Source organism: Streptomyces sp. NPDC001717, from assembly GCF_042892775.1.
Taxonomy (GTDB): Bacteria; Actinomycetota; Actinomycetes; order Streptomycetales; family Streptomycetaceae; genus Streptomyces.
This window is the reverse complement of record NZ_JBIAUK010000029.1, coordinates 77,483-96,652: the sequence shown is the minus strand read 5'-3', so window position 1 is coordinate 96,652 and position 19,170 is coordinate 77,483. Positions and strand designations below refer to the sequence as shown.

Genomic DNA, 19,170 nt, shown 5'->3' with positions numbered 1-19,170 from the left:
GGTCGACGCGAAGTCGGTTCGCGAAAGCGGGTGGTGCGTGTGGTCGCCAGGTATGTCACCGAACTGATCGGGGCGTTGGAGCGGTACGGGGACCGGCCGGCGATCGGGGTCGGGCGGGACGTCCTGCGGTACTCCCAGGTGCTGGACACCGTGTACCGGCTGGCCGGGGTGCTGGCCGACGTCGGTGTCGGGCGGGGCGTGGGGCTCGCCTGTGTGACCGGCGGCAATCGGCCGGAGGCCCTGCTCGTGCGGCTCGCCGCGCACCTGCTGGGCGCGCGGCTGACCCCGGTCGTGGGCGGTCCGGCCACCCACGGCGTGGACTTCATCCTGCGGGACTGCCGTCCCGGCCTGGTGGTGCACGACGTCCCGGTGCCGGAGGTCGGTGCCCGGCGGCTCGACCTGGACGCGTTGTTCGCGGCCGCCGCGCGCCGGGAGGCCGTCGCGGTGCCCGTCCGGGCGCGGGAGGGCGATGTCGCCCGCGTGCTGTACACCGGCGGGACCACGGGGCGGCCCAAGGGAGTGGCCTCGACCTTCGGCGCGATGGCCGCACGGGACGGCGGGCGCGGGGCCGCGTGGACCGAGTCGGTGTACCTCTCGGTCACCACCCTGGCCCAGCGGTCCGGCGGGCGGTGCCTGGAGCAGCTGCGGGCCGGGGGGAGGGTGGAGATCCTCGCCCCCTTCGGGCCGCGGGAGTTCGCGGCCGCGTGCCGACGGCTGGGGCGGGTGTCCACGTACCTGACGCCCCCGATGATCTACCGACTGCTGGACGACCCGGCGACCGCCGACGGGATCCCGGGGCTGGAGGCCGTCTCGTACGGCGCCTCGCCCGTCCTCCCGGCGCGCCTGGGCGAGGCGGTCGCCCGATGGGGCGTGCGGTGGCGGCAGGGCTACGGGATGAACGAGGCGGCGGTGATCTGCCGGCTCACCCCCGCCGACCACGACGCGGCCGTGACCGGCAGGCCGGAGCTGCTGGCGTCGGTGGGGCGGCCCGTCGCGGGGGTGGAGCTCCAGGTGCGGGACGGGCGGGGCGCGGCTCTGCCCGTCGGGCGGCAGGGGGAGGTGTGGGTGCGGTCGGGGACGGTGATGGCGGGCTACTGGAACGAGCCCGGGCTGTCGGCGGAGGTGCTGAGGGAAGGATGGCTGCGCACCGGGGACGTGGGGCACGTCGGTGAGGGCGGTTACCTCTACCTCGACGACCGGGTCAAGGACATCGTGATCGTCGACGGGGCCAACGTCTACTGCCTGCCGGTCGAAGCGTCACTCGCACGGCATCCGGCGGTGGCGCAGGCCGTGGTCGTCGGACGCCCCAGCATGGCCACCGGTGAGGAGGTCTGCGCGTTCCTGGTCCCGTCCCCCGGTCACCCGCCGAGCGCCGCCGCGGCAGCGGAGGCGTGCGCGCTGGTGGAGCGCGAACTGGCCCCGGCGCACCGGCCCACCGCCGTGTTCTGGGCGCGGGAGATCCCCCTGACCGGGCGGGGCAAGCCCGACAAGCGGCGACTGCGGCAGCGCGCGGCGAGTGCGGCCCCCGGCCCCGGACTCCCGCCCGAACCCGGCCGCTGACCGATCCACCATCCGGGCCTGCCGTCCCACCCTCCGATCCGCGGCCCCGCCCGCCCGGCTCCGCGGCCCTGCCCGCCGGACCCGCCCCGCGGTTCCTGCCCGGCCCGCCTGCCCACCGGTGTCCGACGCGACTGCCGCCCCCTCCGAGCCGCCCGCGGGGCCCGGCCCACCCGGCCCACCCGGCCCCCGCGAGGCTGTTGCCCGCCGTGCCTGTGGGCGCCCGGGGGGCTTCGGTGCGACGTGGGTCGCATGGCTGCGCCGGCGGCGGCCGTCGGTGGGGATGGATCGGGATCGGACCGGTCTCGGCGGGGGTCAGTCGACCAGGATGCGTTTCAGTTCGCGGGCCGCGCGGGGTGGTGCCACGTCCGTGCGGTGGGCCAGGGCGATGGTGCGGCGCAGTGGGGAGCCCGCGAGCGGGGTGGCGCGCAGGCCCGGGCCGGCGTGTTCCACCACCATGTTCGGTACCACCGCGATGCCCAGCCCGGCCCGTACGAAGCCGAGGACCGCGTCCATCTCCCCGCCCTCCACCGTGAACACCGGCTCGAAGCCCGCCGCCCGGCACGCCGCCACCGTCAGGTCCCGCAGGTCGTAGCCGTGGCGGAACATCACCATCGGCTCCTCGCGCAGGTCGGCGATGGTGAGTTCACCGCCGCCCGCCGGGGGCGGGAGATCAGCGGACGAGACCACCACCAGGTCCTCCGTCAGCAGCTCCACCGTCGTCAGCGCCGGGGCCGACGGCGGCAGCGGCAGCGCGATCAGGGCCAGGTCCAGGGCCCCGCGCGCCAGTTCCCGTACGAGGTCCAGCGACCCGCTCTCCTCGATCAGCAGCTCGATCCCCGGATGGGCCGTGTGGAAGGCGCGCAGCACGTTCGGCAGCAGGCCCGTGCACACGCTCGGCGTGGCTCCGAGCCGGATCCGCCCGCGCCGCAGCTGCGCCAGCTCCTGCACCTCCTGCCGCGCGGTGTCCGCGTCCGCGAGGATCCGCCGGGCCAGCGGCAGCAGGGCCTCACCCGCGTCGGTGAGCGAGATGTTGCCCCGCGCCCGGCTGAAGAGTTCGGCCCCCAGCTCCCGCTCCAGGGCCTTGATCTGCTGCGACAGCGAGGGCTGGGCGACGTGGACCCGTTCCGCGGCCCGCGTGAAGTGGCGGGTCTCGGCGACGGCGACGAAGTACAGGAGCTGCTGGAATTGCATAGCCCATGTCTATCAAGATGACCGACATCATGTCTTGGACCTTTCGGGTCCTTCGTCCCTACCTTCGAAGACATGGCTCTGGCAACGCGGACCCGGACAGGCGGCCCCAAGGCGCCGACCTTCTGGGGCTCCACCATCGGAAAGAAGACCGTCATGGCGGTCTCCGGGCTGATCATGCTCGGATACCTCGTCGTGCACATGCTCGGCAACCTCAAGATCTTCTTCGGGGCGGACGAGTTCAACGGCTACGCGCACTGGCTCCGGACCCTCGGCGAGCCGTTCCTCCACCACGAGTGGGCCCTGTGGATCGTCCGAGTGGTCCTGCTCGCCGCGGTCGTCGCCCACGCCGTGTCCGCGTACCAGCTCAGCCGCCGCGACATCAAAGCGCGCCCGGTGCAGTACGCCCACAAGCGCCGCCGCGCGAGCTACGCCACCCGCACCATGCGCTGGGGCGGCATCATCCTCGCCCTCTTCATCGTCTGGCACCTGCTCGACCTCACCACGCTCACCGTCAACGAGCGCGCCTGGGCCGGGCACCCGTACCAGAACGTCCTCGCCACCTTCTCCACCTGGTACGGCAACACGGTCTACATCGTGGCGATGGCCGCCCTCGGCCTGCACATCCGGCACGGCTTCTGGAGCGCCGCCCAGACCCTCGGAGCCGGCAACGCCCGCCGCGACCGGACGCTGAAGATCCTCGCGAACACCCTCGCCCTCGTCCTCTTCGCGGGCTTCACGTCCGTACCCGTCGCCGTCATGACCGGAGTGGTGAACTGACCATGAGCGACCACACGCACTACGCCAACCACACCACCGGCGAACCCCTCCGCGACACCAAGGCCCCCGAAGGCCCCGTCGCGGAGCGCTGGGACCGCCGTCGCTTCGAGGCGAAGCTGGTCAACCCGGCCAACCGCCGCAAGCACACCGTGATCGTCGTCGGCACCGGCCTGGCGGGCGGTGCCGCCGGCGCGACTCTCGCCGAGCAGGGCTACCACGTGGTCCAGTTCTGCTTCAGCGACTCCCCGCGCCGAGCCCATTCCATCGCCGCCCAGGGCGGCATCAACGCCGCCAAGAACTACCGCAACGACGGTGACTCCGTACACCGCCTCTTCTACGACACCGTCAAGGGCGGCGACTTCCGTGCCCGGGAGTCCAACGTCCATCGCCTCGCGCAGATCTCCGTCGAGATCATCGACCAGTGCGTGGCCCAGGGCGTCCCCTTCGCCCGCGAGTACGGCGGTCTCCTCGACACCCGTTCCTTCGGCGGCGTCCAGGTCTCCCGCACCTTCTACGCCCGCGGCCAGACGGGCCAGCAGCTCCTCCTCGGCGCCTACCAGGCGCTGTCCCGGCAGATCGCCGCCGGCAACGTGGAGATGCACGCCCGCACCGAGATGCTCGACCTGGTCGTCGTCGACGGGGTCGCCCGCGGCATCGTCGCCCGCGACCTGATCACCGGCGAGATCTCCACCCACTACGCCGACGCGGTGGTCCTGGCGAGCGGCGGCTACGGCAACGTCTTCTACCTCTCCACCAACGCCATGAACTCCAACGCGACCGCCGTATGGCGGGCGCACCGGCGAGGCGCCTGGTTCGCCAACCCCTGCTTCACCCAGATCCACCCCACCTGCATCCCGCGCACCGGCGACCACCAGTCCAAGCTCACCCTGATGAGCGAGTCGCTGCGCAACGACGGCCGCATCTGGGTCCCCAAGGCCAAGGGCGACACCCGCCCGGCCGCCGAGATCCCCGAAGCGGAACGCGACTACTACCTGGAGCGGATCTACCCCTCCTTCGGCAACCTCGTGCCCCGCGACATCGCCTCCCGCGCCGCGAAGAACGTCTGCGACGAGGGCCGCGGCGTCGGCCCCGGCGGCCAGGGCGTCTACCTCGACTTCGCCGACGCCATCCGCCGCATGGGCCGCGACAAGGTCGCCGAGAAGTACGGCAACCTCTTCGAGATGTACGAGCGGATCACGGCGGAGGACCCGTACGAGGTCCCGATGCGGATCTACCCCGCCGTGCACTACACGATGGGCGGTCTGTGGGTCGACTACGACCTCCAGACCACCGTCCCCGGCCTCTTCGCCATCGGCGAGGCCAACTTCTCCGACCACGGCGCCAACCGCCTCGGCGCCTCCGCGCTGATGCAGGGCCTCGCCGACGGCTACTTCGTGCTCCCGTCCACGATCAACGACTACCTGGCGCGGCACCCGCACCGGGAGACCGTGGACGACACCCACCCCGAGGCCGTCGCCGTCGTGCGCGAGACCCGCGACCGCCTCGCCCGGCTCCTCGCCGTCGACGGGGACCGCACGCCCGACTCCTTCCACCGCGAGATCGGCGAACTCATGTGGGAGTACTGCGGGATGGCCCGCACCGACGAGGGCCTGCGCAAGGCCCTCGACCGGATCCCGCAGATCCGCGAGGAGTTCTGGCGGCGCATCAAGGTCCCCGGCAGCGGGGAGGAGTTCAACCAGTCGCTGGAGAAGGCCAACCGGATCGTCGACTACCTCGAGCTCGCCGAGCTGATGTGCCTCGACGCCCTGCACCGCGAGGAGTCCTGCGGAGGCCACTTCCGCGAGGAGTCCCAGACCCCGGACGGCGAGGCCGAGCGGCGCGACGAGGAATTCTCGTACGCGGCCGCCTGGGAGTTCGCCGGCACCGGCGCCGCCCCCGTCCTGCACAAGGAAGACCTCGTCTTCGAGTACGTCCACCCCACCCAGCGGAGCTACGCATGAAGCTCACCCTGCGCGTCTGGCGCCAGCGCGGCGCCGACGCCCCCGGTCACATGGCCTCGTACGAGGTCGACGGGATCTCCGAGGACATGTCCTTCCTGGAGATGCTCGACACCCTCAACGAGGACCTCATCCTGCGCGGCGAGGACCCGGTCGCCTTCGACCACGACTGCCGCGAGGGCATCTGCGGCGCCTGCAGCCTGGTCATCAACGGCGACGCGCACGGCCCGGAGCGCACCACGACCTGCCAGCTGCACATGCGGTCCTTCGCCGACGGCGACACCATCGACGTCGAGCCCTGGCGGGCCGCGGCCTTCCCGGTGGTCAAGGACCTCGTCGTCGACCGGGGCGCCTTCGACCGCATCATCCAGGCCGGCGGCTACATCACCGCCCCCACCGGCGCCGCCCCCGAGGCGCACGCCACCGCAGTGCCCAAGCCCGACGCGGACTACGCCTTCGAGCACGCCGAGTGCATCGGCTGCGGGGCGTGCGTGGCGGCCTGCCCCAACGGCTCCGCGATGCTGTTCACCTCCGCCAAGGTCAACCACCTCAACGTGCTGCCGCAGGGCTCGCCCGAGCGGGAGACCCGCGTCCTGGACATGGTCGCCCGGATGGACGAGGAGGGTTTCGGCGGCTGCACCCTCACCGGCGAGTGCGCCACCGCCTGCCCCAAGGGGATACCGCTCCCGTCGATCGCCGCCATGAACAAGGAGTGGCTGCGGGCCGTCCGCAAGGGCTGACCGCCCCGCTCCCGCACACCCCCGTACGAGCCCCTGCCGACCCGGGTTCCCCCGGCCTGGGCCGACCGGCTGACCCGATCCGCCGACCGGGGGCTCGTACGGGCCGGACGCCGCGCCGCGCCCCGGCCGGCGCCGCCCATCGGCGACAGTGGGCGCCATGCCACATGCCACCGCCGGGTCCGGACCGCGCCGACGAGCCGTACTGGCCGCCGCCCTCGCCCCGCTGGCGGTGGCCGGCTGCTCCGCGGAGGAACCCGCCCGGAGGCCCGCGCCCGGATCCCAGGCCGGGACCAAGGACGCCCTGATCATGGTGATCCGGCACGCGGAGAAGCCGTACGCCGGCGACACCGGCACGGACGACGAGGGCGAGGACGACCCCGGCTCGTTGGCCGGTCGCGGCCGGCGCCGGGCCGAGGAGCTCCCGCGGCTCTTCGGACCCACCCACGGCGCGGCCCTGCCCCGCCCGGGCGCCGTCTTCGCGGCCGGCGGCGGCAAGCCGGGCACCCCCGCGCGCTGCAGGCAGACGGTGGCCGCGCTGGCCACCGCCCTGCACACCCCCGTACGCACCGAGTTCGCCCTCGGCGCCGAACCGGCCCTCGTACGCGCCGCACTGGCCGCCCCGATGCCCGTACTGGTCTGCTGGGAGCACACCGGGGTCCCCCGCCTGGTCCGCGCCCTCGGCGCCGACCGGGTGCTCGGGCTCCCCGCGGCCTGGCCCGACCGCTACGACCTCGTCTGGACGTTCACCCGCCGCCAGGGCCAGTGGAGCTTCCGCGAACTGTCGCAACACCTGCTGCCGGGCGACGCCTGAGGCCGCGGCCGGCGGAAACGCGGCCGTCTCGTGCGGATCTGGCCTGACCCTCGCCGCCCGGCAAGATCCGAACGAGACGGCTCAGTGCCGAAGGGCGCGGGCCAGGTAGGGCGCCGTACGGCCCACACCCGAGGACGCCACGTCCGCCGGAGTGCCCGCCGCGAGGATCAGGCCGCCCTCCGTGCCGCCCCCCGGGCCCAGGTCGATCACCCAGTCCGCGCCCGCCACCACCTCCATGTCGTGTTCCACGACCACCACCGAGTGCCCCGCTTCGACCAGCCCGTGCAACTGCCGCAGCAGTACTCGTACATCGGCCGGGTGCAGCCCCGTCGTCGGCTCGTCCAGCAGGTACAGCGTGTGGTCCCGGCGCAGCCGCTGGAGCTCCGTGGCCAGCTTGATCCGCTGCGCCTCGCCGCCCGACAGTTCCGTCGCCGGCTGCCCCAGCCGCAGGTACCCCAGCCCGATGTCCTCCAGCGCCCGCAGGCTGCGCGCCGCCGCCGGAACCTCCGCGAAGAAGCCGGCCGCCGCCTCCACCGTGAGGCCGAGCACCTCCGCGATGTTCAGCCCCGCGTAACGGACCTGGAGCGTCTCGGCGTTGTACCGGGCGCCGTCGCACTCCGGGCACGGGGCGTACGTGCTCGGCAGGAACAGCAGTTCCACCGAGACGAAGCCCTCACCCTGGCAGGTCTCGCACCGGCCGCCCGCCACGTTGAAGGAGAACCGGCCCGCCTTCCAGCCCCGCGCCTTCGACTCGGAGGCTGCCGTGAACAATTTCCGCACCACGTCGAACAGTCCGGTGTAGGTCGCCAGATTGGACCGAGGGGTCCGGCCGATGGGCTTCTGGTCCACCTCCACCAGCCGCCGTACGGGAAACTCCGGTTCCGCGAGCCGCTCCCCGACCTCCCGGGCCAGCGCCCGCCCCACCAGCGTCGACTTCCCCGACCCCGACACCCCGGTCACCGCGGTGAAGACACCCAGCGGGAACTCGGCCGTGACGTCCCGCAGGTTGTGCAGCCCGACCCCGCTCAGCCGCACCGACCCGCTCGCCGTGCGCACCGGCCGCCCGGGCGCGCCGCCCCGCTCGGCGAACAGGTGGCGGGCCGTCGCCGACTCCGTCACCCCGGCCAGCTCCCGCGGCGGGCCGCTGTACAGCACCTGCCCGCCGTGTTCCCCGGCCAGCGGCCCCACGTCCACCAGCCAGTCCGCGTGCCGCACCACGTCCAGGTGGTGCTCCACCACGAACACCGTGTTCCCGGCCTCCTTCAGCCGGTCCAGCACGTCGAGCAGCGCCTCCGTGTCGGCCGGGTGCAGCCCCGCCGACGGCTCGTCCAGTACGTACACCACCCCGAACAGCCCCGACCGCAGCTGCGTCGCCAGCCGCAGCCGCTGCAGCTCGCCCGCGGACAGGGTGGGCGCGGCGCGGTCCAGGCTCAGATAGCCGAGCCCCAGCTCGACGACCGGCCCGATCCGCGAGCGCAGGTCCTCGGCGAGCACCCGCGCCGCCTCGCCCTCCAGGGGCGCGGAGGCGAGTACGCCGTCGAGGTCGGACAGGGACATGGCCGCGAGCGCGGCGATCCCGTACCCGGCGAAGGTCACCGCCAGGGCCTCCGGACGCAGCCGCCGACCCTCGCACACCGGGCACGGGGAGTCGGCGAGGAACTTCTCGGCGCGCGCCCGCAGGGTGGCGCTCTTGCTGTCCGCGAAGGTCCGCATCACGTAGCGGTGGGCGCTCATGTACGTGCCCTGGTAGGGGCGTTGGATGCGGTCGGCGTCCCGTACCGGGTGCACGGTCACCACCGGCTGATCCTCGGTGAACAGGATCCACTCGCGCTCCTGCGCCGGCAGCTCCCGCCACGGCCGGTCCACGTCGTGGCCGAGCGCCTCCAGGACGTCCCGCAGGTTCTTGCCCTGCCAGGCTCCCGGCCAGGCGGCGATGGCTCCCTGACGGATCGACAGCTCCGGATCGGGGACGAGCAGTTCCTCGCTGGTCCGGTGGATCCTGCCGAGCCCCTGACACGAAGGACAGGCCCCGGCGGCCGTGTTGGGGGAGAAGGCGTCCGAGTCGAGTCGCTCCGCACCCGGCGGGTAGGTCCCGGCACGCGAGTACAGCATGCGCAGGGAATTGGAGAGCATGGTCACCGTGCCGACCGAGGAGCGCGACCCGGGGGAGGACCGCCGCTGTTCCAGCGAGACGGCCGGCGGCAGCCCGGTGACGGAATCCACCTTCGGGGCGCCGATCTGGTGGATGAGTCGCCGGGCGTACGGCGCCACCGACTCGAAGTACCGCCGCTGGGCCTCGGCGTACAGCGTGCCGAAGGCGAGCGAGCTCTTCCCGGACCCGGACACCCCGGTGAACACGGTCAGCGCGTCACGCGGGACGTCCACGTCGACCCCGCGCAGGTTGTGCTCCCGGGCACCCCGGACGCGTACGAACGGGTCACGGTCGGAGTGGGGCGCGGGGGACTGGTACGACTGGTGCATTCGCCCCAGTTTAGAGCCCCGCGCTCGATGCCCCGGGTTCACAGCCGCTGGTTCAGAGCCGCGGGTTCAGAGCCGCTGGTTCAGAGCCGCTGGTTCAGAGCCGCGGGTTCAGAGCCGCGGGTTCAGGGCTGCGGGTTCAGGGCCCGCCTTCCGCGCCCCGCGTTCGGAGTCCCGCCACGCGTGCCAGGCGTTCGAAGGAATCCAGCAGCGCCGTCCGGTCGTACGTCGACGTGGTGACCAGCAGTTCGTCGGCGCCCGTCTCCTCGGCGACCTCGGACAACTGCGCCGCGACCCGCTCCTGCGTGCCGTGGATGTGCCCGGTCAGGGCGCCCTCGTACAGCTCCCGCTCCTTCGGGGTCATCTCCATGGCCTCGATCTCCTCGGCGGGCCGCAGCGGCGGGAAGCTGCCCCGGGTGCGGGAGTACGCGAGGGACCAGGCCTCCGGGACCAGGATCCGGCGGGCCTCCTCCGCGGTGGCCGCGACCGCCACCGTCCCGGAGACCACCACGTAGGGCTCCGTGTGCCGGGCGGAGGGGCGGAACTCCTTGCGGTACGTCTCGACGATCTCCGCGACCCGGCCGCGGGTGCGCAGGTCGCCGACGACCAGGGGGAGTCCGGTCCGGGCGGCGATCCCGGCCCCCTCGCCGGTGGCCAGCACGTAGGCCGGTACGCGCAGGCCCTCCGCGGGACGGGCGTGGACCTCGGGGTGCGCCTGCTGGGTGCCGTCCAGCCAGCCCAGCAGTTCGGTCAGCTGCTCCTCGAAGCGGTCCGCGTCGTCCGTGTCGCGGCCCAGGGCGCGCCGGATGCCGTTGGTGAAGCCGACGGAGCGGCCGAGGCCCATGTCGATCCGGCCGGGGAAGAGGGATTCCAGCACCCCGAACTGCTCGGCGACCACCAGCGGCTGGTGGTTGGGCAGCATCACCCCGCCCGTGCCGACGCGGATCCGCGCGGTGGCCGCGGCGACCGCGGCGGCCAGTACGGTCGGCGCGGAGCCTGCCACGCCGGGCACGCTGTGGTGCTCGGAGACCCAGAAGCGGTGGTAGCCGAGCTCCTCGGCGGCGCGGGCCAGCTCCACGGTGTCCCGCAGGGCGTCGGGGGCCGGGTGGCCCTCCCGGGTGCGGGACCTGTCGAGTATCGAGACTTTTCGGATCACACAGGTCACAACGCAGGGGAGGCGTCAGGATTCCCCGGCCTAGGGTGGCGGGATGAGTGACAACGCTTCTCGGCAACTTGCCGTTTTCGACATCGACAACACGCTCGCCGACACCGGGCACCGCCAGCACTTCCTGGAGCGCCGGCCCCGGGACTGGAGCGGCTTCTTCGGCGCTGCCCCGGCCGATCCGCCGCTGCCGCGAGGGGTGGCCCTGGCCGTGGAGAGCGCCGCCGACTGCGAGGTCGTCTACCTGACGGGGCGCCCCGAGCGCTGCCGGGCGGACACGGTCGACTGGCTCGCCCGGCACGGGCTGCCCGAGGGGCGGCTGTGGATGCGCGGGAACCAGGACCGCAGACCGGCCCGGACGACCAAGCTGGAGGTGCTGGGGCGGCTCGCCCGCAACCGCGAGGTGCGGATGCTCGTGGACGACGACGAGCTGGTGTGCCAGGCCGCCCGTGCGGCGGGCTTCCGGGTGGTCCTGGCGGACTGGGCGGCTGACGCGCCCGAACTCAAGTCGGCCCAGGAGGACGAGGGCCGGACCTGAGCCCGGGTGCCGGTCGGCGGACGGGGTGTCGGGTCACTCCTCGCCGTCGAGGCGGAAGCCGACCTTGAGCCCCACCTGGTAGTGGGCGATCTCCCCGTTCTCGATGTGCCCCCGGACCTGGACGACCTCGAACCAGTCCAGATTCCTGAGGGTCTGGCCCGCGCGGGCCACTCCGTTTCGGATGGCCTGATCGATGCCCTCGTGAGAGGTGCCGACGATTTCGGTCACCCGGTACGTGTGGTTGGACATGGACGTCTCCCGACAGGTCGTGGCTTTTGCCTGTTTCTACGGTGCCCCAGTAAGTCCGGCTCCGCGAACTTTGGGCGAACAGTCACCGGCGAAAGCCTCTTGACCGGCTCATTGGTCTATGCCAATTTCGAGCCATCCGAGACGCCGAGCCCAAAAGGTGACCTTCGTGAAGAGACGCTTCCTCGCCGTGTCCATCGCCCTCGTGGCCTGTACCGCCCTCGCGGGCTGCGGTCAGTCGGCAGGATCGGCGGGAGGGCGTCAAAAAGTGACGCTCTGGTTGATGAAGGGCAGTGCATCCGACGAGTTCATCGCCCGGTTCACCGACTCGTTCGAGAAGGAGCACCCCGCGATCGACCTGGAAGTGAAGATCCAGGAGTGGACCGGCATCGGCAAGAAGGTCGACGCCGTCCTCGACGGCAAGGGCACGGAGAGCGCCGACGTCATCGAGGTCGGCAACACCCAGGTGGCCCAGTACATCGAGAACGGCGGCATCGAGGAACTCACCATCGAAGGCCTGCGCGAATGGGGGAACAAGGACTGGCTCAAGGGCCTCTCCGACCCGGGCAGCATCGGCGGCGCCCAATACGGAATCCCCTGGTACGCCGCCAACCGCGTCGTCATCTACAACAAGGACCTCTTCGCGAACGCCGGCGTCAAGGCCCTGCCCAAGAACCGGCAGGAGTGGATCCAGGCCACCCAGAAGCTCGACAAGGGGGACCAGCAGGGCATCTACCTCCCCGGGCAGAACTGGTACGTCCTCGCCGGATTCGTCTGGGACGAGGGCGGCGAACTCGCCGTCGAGACCAGCGGCGGCCAGTGGGCCGGCACCCTCGACGACGAGAAGGCCCTCGCCGGGATGGAGTTCTACAAGCAACTGCAGGCCCTGGGCGACGGGCCCAAGGGCGCCGACGAGGAGACGCCCCCGCAATCGGAGGTCTTCGCCCGCGGCCGCGTCGCCCAGATCATCGGCCCGCCCGGCCAGGCCGCCGCGATCGAGGCCGCCAATCCGGCGCTCAAGGGGAAGATCGGCTTCTTCCCGATCCCGGGGAAGACCTCCGACAAGGTCGGCTCCGTGCTCACCGGCGGCTCCGACCTGATCATCCCGGAGCGCACGGGGAACCGTCGCGGCGCCATCGACGTGATCACGGCCCTGGTCAGCGAGAAATGGCAGACCGAGCTCGCCCGGACGATGAGCTACGTACCGAACAAGACCACCCTCGCCCACGTGGTCGAGGGCAACGAAGGCGCGACGGCGATGGCCCCCGGCGCCGCGCAGGGCCGGGCCACCCCCAAGTCGGCCCGCTGGGCCGAGGTCGAGGCGAAGAACCCGATCAAGCCCTTCATGACGGCCGTGCTCACGGGGCAGGACCCCAAACAGGCGGCCCGTACGGCCTCCGAGGAGATCGCCAAGGTACTCAGCACGGGCCGCTGAGCAGGCCCCGTACGCCTGCCGCCCGCGGTGCCTCCCGTCGAGTTCAGCGGGAGCACATCCAACTGCCGCTGCGCTGTCATGTCGAATCCAGCCGGTCACGGAAGAAGTAAAGGAGCCAGGCCGCACACCTGCCGGCCTGGCCCTCCGCGCCCGGATCAGGAGCCGCCATGACCATCGCACCCCTGTCTCCGTCCACCCTCCCCACATCCCCCCTCGCCGCGTCGGCCCTCGCCCCGGCCCCCCTCCCCGTCCCCGCCGGCGGCGCCCCCGCCGCCACCGGCCCCCGCTACGCCGTACGCCTCGCACGCGACGAGGCCGAGGTGCGCGCCGCCCAGCGACTGCGCCACCAGGTCTTCGCCGGCGAGCTCGGAGCCCGCCTGGGCAGCCCCGAGCCGGGCCTCGACATCGATGCCTTCGACTCCTACTGCGACCACCTCCTCGTCGTCGAGGAGGAGACCGAGCAGGTCGTCGGCACCTACCGGCTGCTGCCCCCGGAGCGCGCCGCCGTCGCCGGCCGCCTCTACTCCGAGGGGGAGTTCGACCTCTCCGTCCTCGCCCCCATCCGCCCGGACCTCGTCGAGGTCGGCCGCTCCTGCGTCCACCCCGACCACCGCAACGGCGCCGTCATCGCCCTCATCTGGGCCGGACTCGCGCGCTACATGGACCGCTCCGGCCACAACTGGCTCGCCGGCTGCTGCTCGATCCCGCTCGCCGACGGCGGGGTACTGGCCGCCGCCACCCGTGAAGCCGCCCTGGCCCGCGCCCTGGCCCCCCGGGAGTACCGGGTCACCCCCCACAACCCGTGGAGCCCGGAGGGCATCGAGTTCCCCGCCCGCACGGAACTGCCCCCGCTGCTGCGCGGCTACCTGCGCCTGGGCGCCTGGGTCTGCGGCGAGCCCGCCCTCGACCTCGAATTCGGCTGCACGGACCTGTACGTGCTGCTCTCCCTGCGCCGCACCAACCCGCGCTACCTCAAGCACTTCCTCTCGCTCGTCCCGGGCGAATGAACGTCTGGCTGCCCACCTCGCCCTGCACCCCCGAGGCCTGCGCCGGCCACGAGGGTGCCACCGCGAGCGTCCCGCGCGCCGTGCTCCGCCTCGCCCTGGCGGTCGGCCTGCTCCTCGCCGGGATCCTGGGGGCCCCGCCGGTCCGGCTGCTGCCGACCGGCCCCCGCCACGCGGTGGTGCGGGCCTGGTCGAGGGCGCTGGTCCGGGCCTTCGGCATACGGATCACCGTGCACGGGAACCCCGGCCCCGCCGGGGGGCGACTCCTCGTCCCCAACCACATCTCCTGGCTGGACATCCCGCTCGTCGCCGCCGCCGTGCCCTGCCGGATGCTGGCCAAGAGCGACATCCGCGCCTGGCCGGTCCTCGGCCCGCTCGCCGGGCGCTCCGGGACCCTGTTCATCGAACGCGACCGGATCCGGGCCCTGCCCGACACCGTCCGGGTCCTCGCCGGCGCCCTGGCGGCGGGCGACCGGGTCACCGTCTTCCCCGAGGGCTCCACCTGGTGCGGGCGCGCCCAGGGGCCCTTCCGCAGGGCGGCCTTCCAGTCGGCGCTGGACGCCCGGGTACCCGTACAACCCGTTCGCCTGTCGTACCGGTACGACGACGGCTCGCTCGCCGCGGCGCCCGCCTTCGTCGGGGACGACCCGCTCACCGCCTCGCTCTGGCGGATCGCCCGCGCCCGAGGCGTGCACGCCGAGGTCAGGCTGCTGCCGCGGATCCCGCCGGGCCGGTACGCGCACCGGCGGGACCTCGCGGCAGCGGCTCACAGGGCCGTCACGGCCGCCTCGGGCCGGACCCTGCTGCCCGCCGTCCCCGCTCAGGCGGCCCGGGCGTCGGCGACGACCCCGTCGGCCACCGACAGGGAGAGCGCGAAGCGCCCCGCCGCATCGGTCCACCAATGGGTCAGCTCCAGCCCGGCGGCCGCCAGTTCCTTGCGCACGCCCTCCTGACGGAACTTCGCGGAGACCTCCGTCAGGATCTCCTCACCCGCCGCGAACGGCACCAGCAGATCCAGCGCCCGGATCTTCACCAGCACCTCCGACCGGGCCCGCAGCCGCATCTCGATCCACTCCTGCTCCCGGTTCCACACCGCCACGTGCGCGAAGTCGGCGGTGTGGAAGTCCGCGCCCAGCTCCCGGTCGATGACGGCGAGCACGTTCTTGTTGAACTCGGCCGTCACGCCCTGCGCATCGTCGTACGCGGCCACCAGCACGGCCTCGTCCTTCACCAGGTCCGTCCCCATCAGCAGCGCGTCCCCGGGCGACAGCATCGCCCGTACGGACGCCAGGAACACCGCCCGCTCCGGCGGCAGCAGGTTCCCGATCGTGCCGCCGAGGAACACCACGAGGCGGGGCCCCGGGGACCGCGGGAGCCGGAGCGCGCTCGTGAAGTCCGCGAGCAGCGCGTGCACCCGAAGCCCCGGATGCTCCGCGAGCAGGGTCTGCGCGGCGCCCCGCAGGGCGCTCTCGCTCACGTCCACCGGCACGTACGTGTCCAGCGCGGGCAGGGCCTCGATCAGGTGCCGGGTCTTCTCCGAGGACCCCGAGCCCAGCTCCACCAGGGTCCGGGCGCCGGTCTCGGCGGCGATCTCCCGGGCCCGCTCCAGCAGGATCTCCCGCTCCGACCGCGTCGGGTAGTACTCCGGCAGCCGGGTGATCTCCTCGAAGAGTTCACTGCCCCGCGCGTCGTAGAACCACTTGGGCGGCAGCACCTTGGGCGTGCCCGCCAGGCCTTTCAGCACGTCCGCGCGCAAGGCCCTCTCCGCGGCGTGCTCATCGAGGGTTCGGGTCAACTCGAAGTCGTTCACGGGGAGTTCTCCTTGAGCGGGGTCAACTCGACCCGCGTACGGGTTGCGGTCAGCAGGGTCCGGTCGGGCACTTCGCGCCACCGGGTGTCGTCGTCGTACGGTTCGGAGGCCACCACGGTGCGCCCGGCCGGTGCGTCGGCCAGGTACCAGAGCGAATCGCCCCAGGCCGTCGCGGCGATCGTCACGCCATCCGTGAGCAGCAGGTTCAGTCGGGACCCGGGCGCGGCCGTGGCCAGCTCCCGGACCGTCTCGGCCAGCGCCGCACCGGGCTCGTCCCCGGCCCGCAGCCGGTGCAGGACCAGCGCCCAGACCAGCGCCGAATCGGTGCGGGCGACCAGTTCCAACAGTTCCCGCGGCGGCAGCACCGCGGCGAGCGGGGCCGCCGAGTCCGGCCAGTCCCGCAGCGCCCCGTTGTGGCTGAACAGCCACGGCCCCTGCGCGAACGGCGCCGCGGCGGCCTCCCCGTCGGCCCCCGGGCGCGTGGCGTCCCGTACGGCGGCGAGCAGGGCCCCGCTGCGCACCACGCGGGCCAGGTCGGCGAAGCCCGGGTCGCCCCAGATCGGGACGGCCCGCCGGTAGCGGGCCGGGACCGGGTCGCCCTCCGCGTACCAGCCGACGCCGAAGCCGTCCGCGTTGACGGTGCCGTACCGCTGTCGGCGCGGCTCCCAGGACTGGCGGACCAACGAGTGCTCCGGCTCGCTCAGCACGCTCCCCAGCGCCACGTCCGGGCCCAGATAGGCGAGGTGGCGGCACATCAGGCGTCCCTCGCGGTCCGGAAGCCGGAGAAGATCTGCCGGCGCACCGGCAGGTCCCAGTTGCGGAACGTCCCCCGGCAGGCCACCTGGTCGACGGCGAAGGAACCGCCGCGCAGTACCTTGTGCTCCGGGCCGAAGAACACCTCCGAGTACTCCCGGTACGGGAACGCGCGGAAACCGGGGTACGGCAGGAAGTCCGAGGCCGTCCACTCCCACACGTCGCCGATCAGCTGGCGCACGCCCAGAGGGGAGGCACCGGCCGGGTAACTGCCCGCACGGGCGGGTCGCAGATGGCGCTGGCCCAGATTGGCGTGCTCGGGCGTGGGGTCCGCGTCGCCCCAGGGGTAGCGGGTCGAGCGGCCCGTCGCAGGGTCGAAGCGGGCGGCCTTCTCCCACTCCGCCTCCGTGGGCAGCCGCCGGTCGGCCCAGCGGGCGTACGCGTCGGCCTCGTACCAGCTGACGTGCAGCACCGGCTCCTCGTCCGGCACCGGCTCGTCCACCCCGAAGCGGCGGCGCAGCCACTGGCCGGCCTCCTTGCGCCAGAACAGCGGGGCCTCGATGGAGTGCGCCCGTATCTGCTCCCAGCCCCGCGCGTCCCACCAGCGGCGCTCCCTGTAGCCGCCGTCCGCGATGAACTCCTGGAAATCGGCGCAGGTCACCGGGACCGTGTCGATCCAGAAGGGCGCCAGGTCCCGCTCGTGCGCGGGCCGTTCGTTGTCGAGCGACCACGGCTCCACCGAGGTGCCCATGGTGAACGGGCCGCCAGGGACCAGGACTTCGGCGGCCGTCGGTGCCGGACCGCGCGGTGGCGCGGGATCGGGCGCGGCCAGGGCCGGTGCGCCCCGGCGCAGTTGATGGGTGATCAGCATCGTCTCGTCGTGCTGCTGCTCGTGCTGGGCGATCATCCCGAAGACGTAGCCGGAGTCCAGCAGCGCCGTCCCTTCCATCGGGGTGCGCTCCAGCAGGTCGAAGACCCGGCCGCGCACCTCGGAGGCGTACGTGCGGGCCTCCGCCGGCCCCAGCAGCGGCAGCTTCGGCCGCTCCGAGCGGGGATGCTCGAACGCGTCGTAGAGCGGGTCGATCTCGGGACGCATGGACTCGTGTCCGGCCACGTTGCGCAGCAGCCAGAGTTCCTCCATGTTCCCGATGTGCGCCAGGTCCCAGACCAGTGGCGACATCAGCGGGGAGTGCTGGGCGGTGAGCTCCGCGTCGCTCACCGCGTCGGTGAGCGCGGCCGTGCGCAGCCGCGCGGCGGTCAGGGCGGCGGCGGCCCGCTCCCGCAGGGACTCGGCGGACTCCTGGGGCCTGGGGGACTCCGCGGGCCCCGTGGACCCCGCCGATTTCGTGGAACGCGGGGAGGGTGTGGATCCTGCCGTCACTGTCGGGCCTTCTTCCCGGTGGGCTGGAGCTGGGGCTGGTCGTCGGCCGGACATCGGCCGCGCAGGACGTAGCGCTCGGCGAACGCGCCGACGGTGTCCTGGACGTGCGCGCTCGCCCCGAGCCGGGGCAGCGCCTCCACGGCCGCCCGGAAGCAGGCCGTGGCGGCGGTCCTCAGCTCCGGATCGGCCAGGGCGTGCCGGGCGGCGGACCGCCACAGCGGATTGCGGGGCGCGGGCCCGGGCCCGTACGCGTCCGCGAGCGCCTTCGCCGCCCGGTAGGCGGTCTCGGCGGCCTCCGGATCGTCGAACAGCGCGTGCACCACGGCCACCGGTACCACCCAGCCGTCGTCGCCCGGCTGCGCGTCGATCATCCGCAGTTCCAGGTGGCCGCGCGGCCTGACCGGCGGGAACAGCGTGGTCAGGTGGTAGTCGAGGTCCCCGGCCGTGGGCCCCCGCAGCCCCCGGTGGCCGTCCGGACGCAGCCAGTCGCGGAAGGTCATGCCGTTCGGCGCGGTCCACGACTCGCCCTCGTAGGACCGTACGCACATCACCTCGGTGTCCAGCGCCTGCCGGGTCCACGCGGCCCGCGGCTCGGCGTCGAGCGGCGGGGCGAGCGTCCGGTGGCCGTCCAGGTCGTTCCAGACGCCCTGGCGGGAACAGCGCCAGCCCGCGTACGGGCCTTCGCGCGCGGGGGAGTTGGCGAACGTGGCCACCAGGACCGCGCCCAGCAGGTGCGCCAGCCGCCAGCGTCGGCCGTGCCCGAAGGGGCCCGGTTCCTCCTGGCCGGCGTCCACGCAGACCTGCACGGAGGCGGAGGCGCACATCATGGCGCGGCCGGCCGGGCCGGTGCGGTCGAAGTAGGCCTCCATGGCGTCGTAGCGCGGGCTCGACAACAGCCGGCGGTAGGGAAGGCGGGTGTCGCGGCCGAGGCCGCGCAGGACGAGCCCCTGGTCGAGCAGGGCGGACCTGACGGCGGCGAGGTCGGACCGAAGGCCGTCCACGCATCCGGTCAGGGAATCGGCGGGGGCCGAGCTGAACTCCAGCTGGCCACCGGGTTCCACGGTGATCCGGGAGCCGAGGGGGAGGGAGCGGGCGGCGGCGTGCGCGGCCCGCAGCCGCTCCGGGGTCACGGGCTGTCCGGGCCTCTCGGCGTCCAGGAGCAGCCATTCGAGTTCGGCGCCGACCAGCCGGGGCGGGCCGGTCTTGAAGCAGATGCCGTGGATCAGCTCCTCGGCCTGGGTCTCGGTGAGCGGTGGGTCCGCTGAGGCAGCGGGCGAGTCCTGGGGCATGACGAGGTCCTCGTCTCCTGTCGTCGGCCGTGACATC

At 73.2% G+C, this 19,170-nt stretch carries 16 protein-coding genes and 1 pseudogene; 9 read left to right on the top strand and 8 right to left on the bottom strand.

Annotated features, from left to right (window positions below; genetic code table 11):
- The first annotated feature begins 39 nt into the window (after positions 1 to 39).
- On the top strand, positions 40 to 1,560 hold the full coding sequence (locus tag ACFYZL_RS32455; RefSeq protein WP_388683942.1) for a class I adenylate-forming enzyme family protein: 1,521 nt from the start codon (positions 40 to 42) through the stop codon (positions 1,558 to 1,560).
- Between the two features lie 312 nt (positions 1,561 to 1,872).
- Here the strand turns inward: ACFYZL_RS32455 and ACFYZL_RS32450 are convergent, their stop codons facing one another.
- On the bottom strand, positions 1,873 to 2,751 hold the full coding sequence (locus ACFYZL_RS32450) for a LysR family transcriptional regulator (protein WP_384745398.1): 879 nt from the start codon (positions 2,749 to 2,751) through the stop codon (positions 1,873 to 1,875).
- A 72-nt stretch (positions 2,752 to 2,823) separates the two neighbouring features.
- Between ACFYZL_RS32450 and ACFYZL_RS32445 the strand changes: the two genes are divergently transcribed.
- The 4 genes from ACFYZL_RS32445 to ACFYZL_RS32430 all read left to right on the top strand — a co-directional run bounded on the left by ACFYZL_RS32445 (position 2,824) and on the right by ACFYZL_RS32430 (position 7,037).
- The gene (locus tag ACFYZL_RS32445; protein WP_388683940.1) at positions 2,824 to 3,528 is read left to right on the top strand and encodes a succinate dehydrogenase; all 705 of its coding nucleotides are present in this window, start codon (positions 2,824 to 2,826) and stop codon (positions 3,526 to 3,528) included.
- A gap of 2 nt (positions 3,529 to 3,530) precedes the next feature.
- Positions 3,531 to 5,489, top strand: coding sequence for a fumarate reductase/succinate dehydrogenase flavoprotein subunit (locus ACFYZL_RS32440; protein WP_384745394.1), 1,959 nt, complete (start codon positions 3,531 to 3,533; stop codon positions 5,487 to 5,489).
- Positions 5,486 to 6,226: a succinate dehydrogenase/fumarate reductase iron-sulfur subunit gene (locus ACFYZL_RS32435; RefSeq protein WP_384745393.1), complete on the top strand. Its 741-nt coding sequence runs from the start codon at positions 5,486 to 5,488 to the stop codon at positions 6,224 to 6,226. Before ACFYZL_RS32440 ends, ACFYZL_RS32435 begins: the two co-directional genes overlap by 4 nt.
- A 157-nt stretch (positions 6,227 to 6,383) precedes the next feature.
- Entirely contained in the window at positions 6,384 to 7,037 is a 654-nt protein-coding gene (locus ACFYZL_RS32430) for a hypothetical protein (RefSeq protein WP_384745391.1), read from the top strand.
- 81 nt (positions 7,038 to 7,118) lie between these two features.
- On the opposite strand, the gene ACFYZL_RS32425 is transcribed toward ACFYZL_RS32430, so the two are convergent.
- Positions 7,119 to 9,518: an ABC transporter gene (locus ACFYZL_RS32425; RefSeq protein WP_388683937.1), complete on the bottom strand. Its 2,400-nt coding sequence runs from the start codon at positions 9,516 to 9,518 to the stop codon at positions 7,119 to 7,121.
- A 136-nt stretch (positions 9,519 to 9,654) separates the two neighbouring features.
- Entirely contained in the window at positions 9,655 to 10,671 is a 1,017-nt protein-coding gene (locus tag ACFYZL_RS32420; protein WP_388683934.1) for an MsnO8 family LLM class oxidoreductase, read from the bottom strand.
- Positions 10,672 to 10,723: 52 nt separating this feature from the next.
- On the opposite strand from ACFYZL_RS32420, the gene ACFYZL_RS32415 reads away from it, so the two are divergent.
- Positions 10,724 to 11,215 carry a hypothetical protein gene (locus tag ACFYZL_RS32415; RefSeq protein WP_384745387.1) on the top strand — a complete coding sequence of 164 codons (492 nt, stop codon included), beginning with the start codon at positions 10,724 to 10,726 and terminating at the stop codon, positions 11,213 to 11,215.
- 33 nt (positions 11,216 to 11,248) lie between these two features.
- On the opposite strand, the gene ACFYZL_RS32410 is transcribed toward ACFYZL_RS32415, so the two are convergent.
- Positions 11,249 to 11,464: a dodecin gene (locus ACFYZL_RS32410; RefSeq protein WP_384725537.1), complete on the bottom strand. Its 216-nt coding sequence runs from the start codon at positions 11,462 to 11,464 to the stop codon at positions 11,249 to 11,251.
- Positions 11,465 to 11,630: 166 nt separating this feature from the next.
- Between ACFYZL_RS32410 and ACFYZL_RS32405 the strand changes: the two genes are divergently transcribed.
- From ACFYZL_RS32405 to ACFYZL_RS32395, 3 genes and pseudogenes are all read left to right on the top strand, one after another.
- The gene (locus tag ACFYZL_RS32405; protein ID WP_384745385.1) at positions 11,631 to 12,896 is read left to right on the top strand and encodes an extracellular solute-binding protein; all 1,266 of its coding nucleotides are present in this window, start codon (positions 11,631 to 11,633) and stop codon (positions 12,894 to 12,896) included.
- A 167-nt stretch (positions 12,897 to 13,063) separates the two neighbouring features.
- Positions 13,064 to 13,903, top strand: a complete 840-nt coding sequence (locus ACFYZL_RS32400; RefSeq protein WP_388683931.1) for a GNAT family N-acetyltransferase — start codon at positions 13,064 to 13,066, stop codon at positions 13,901 to 13,903.
- Positions 13,900 to 14,430 (top strand): annotated as a pseudogene (locus tag ACFYZL_RS32395) (lysophospholipid acyltransferase family protein); the annotation flags it as partial. The gene ACFYZL_RS32400 and the pseudogene ACFYZL_RS32395, both read left to right, overlap by 4 nt.
- Positions 14,431 to 14,720: 290 nt before the next feature.
- Here ACFYZL_RS32395 and egtD read toward each other — a convergent pair.
- From egtD to egtA, 4 genes are read right to left on the bottom strand one after another with little or no spacing between them, the layout of a single operon-like run.
- Positions 14,721 to 15,710 carry an L-histidine N(alpha)-methyltransferase gene (gene egtD, locus ACFYZL_RS32390; protein ID WP_388683929.1) on the bottom strand — a complete coding sequence of 330 codons (990 nt, stop codon included), beginning with the start codon at positions 15,708 to 15,710 and terminating at the stop codon, positions 14,721 to 14,723.
- Entirely contained in the window at positions 15,707 to 16,465 is a 759-nt protein-coding gene (gene egtC / locus ACFYZL_RS32385; RefSeq protein WP_388683926.1) for an ergothioneine biosynthesis protein EgtC, read from the bottom strand. Before egtC ends, egtD begins: the two co-directional genes overlap by 4 nt.
- Complete coding sequence (egtB, locus tag ACFYZL_RS32380) at positions 16,465 to 17,844, bottom strand: ergothioneine biosynthesis protein EgtB (protein WP_384745377.1); 1,380 nt, start codon at positions 17,842 to 17,844, stop codon at positions 16,465 to 16,467. Before egtB ends, egtC begins: the two co-directional genes overlap by 1 nt.
- A complete protein-coding gene (egtA, locus tag ACFYZL_RS32375; protein ID WP_384745375.1) occupies positions 17,841 to 19,133 on the bottom strand; it encodes an ergothioneine biosynthesis glutamate--cysteine ligase EgtA in 1,293 nt (430 codons plus the stop codon). The genes egtB and egtA overlap by 4 nt, the downstream gene beginning before the upstream one ends.
- Positions 19,134 to 19,170 lie beyond the last annotated feature (37 nt).

What these genes read in the sequence shown, in the direction of transcription:
- ACFYZL_RS32450 (WP_384745398.1), bottom strand. Translation starts at nt 2,751, where the DNA reads ATGCAATTCCAGCAGCTCCTGTACTTCGTCGCCGTCGCCGAGACCCGC.
- ACFYZL_RS32445 (WP_388683940.1), top strand. Translation starts at nt 2,824, where the DNA reads ATGGCTCTGGCAACGCGGACCCGGACAGGCGGCCCCAAGGCGCCGACC.
- ACFYZL_RS32440 (WP_384745394.1), top strand. Translation starts at nt 3,531, where the DNA reads ATGAGCGACCACACGCACTACGCCAACCACACCACCGGCGAACCCCTC.
- ACFYZL_RS32435 (WP_384745393.1), top strand. Translation starts at nt 5,486, where the DNA reads ATGAAGCTCACCCTGCGCGTCTGGCGCCAGCGCGGCGCCGACGCCCCC.
- ACFYZL_RS32430 (WP_384745391.1), top strand. Translation starts at nt 6,384, where the DNA reads ATGCCACATGCCACCGCCGGGTCCGGACCGCGCCGACGAGCCGTACTG.
- ACFYZL_RS32425 (WP_388683937.1), bottom strand. Translation starts at nt 9,518, where the DNA reads ATGCACCAGTCGTACCAGTCCCCCGCGCCCCACTCCGACCGTGACCCG.
- ACFYZL_RS32415 (WP_384745387.1), top strand. Translation starts at nt 10,724, where the DNA reads ATGAGTGACAACGCTTCTCGGCAACTTGCCGTTTTCGACATCGACAAC.
- ACFYZL_RS32410 (WP_384725537.1), bottom strand. Translation starts at nt 11,464, where the DNA reads ATGTCCAACCACACGTACCGGGTGACCGAAATCGTCGGCACCTCTCAC.
- ACFYZL_RS32400 (WP_388683931.1), top strand. Translation starts at nt 13,064, where the DNA reads ATGACCATCGCACCCCTGTCTCCGTCCACCCTCCCCACATCCCCCCTC.
- egtC (WP_388683926.1), bottom strand. Translation starts at nt 16,465, where the DNA reads ATGTGCCGCCACCTCGCCTATCTGGGCCCGGACGTGGCGCTGGGGAGC.
- egtA (WP_384745375.1), bottom strand. Translation starts at nt 19,133, where the DNA reads ATGCCCCAGGACTCGCCCGCTGCCTCAGCGGACCCACCGCTCACCGAG.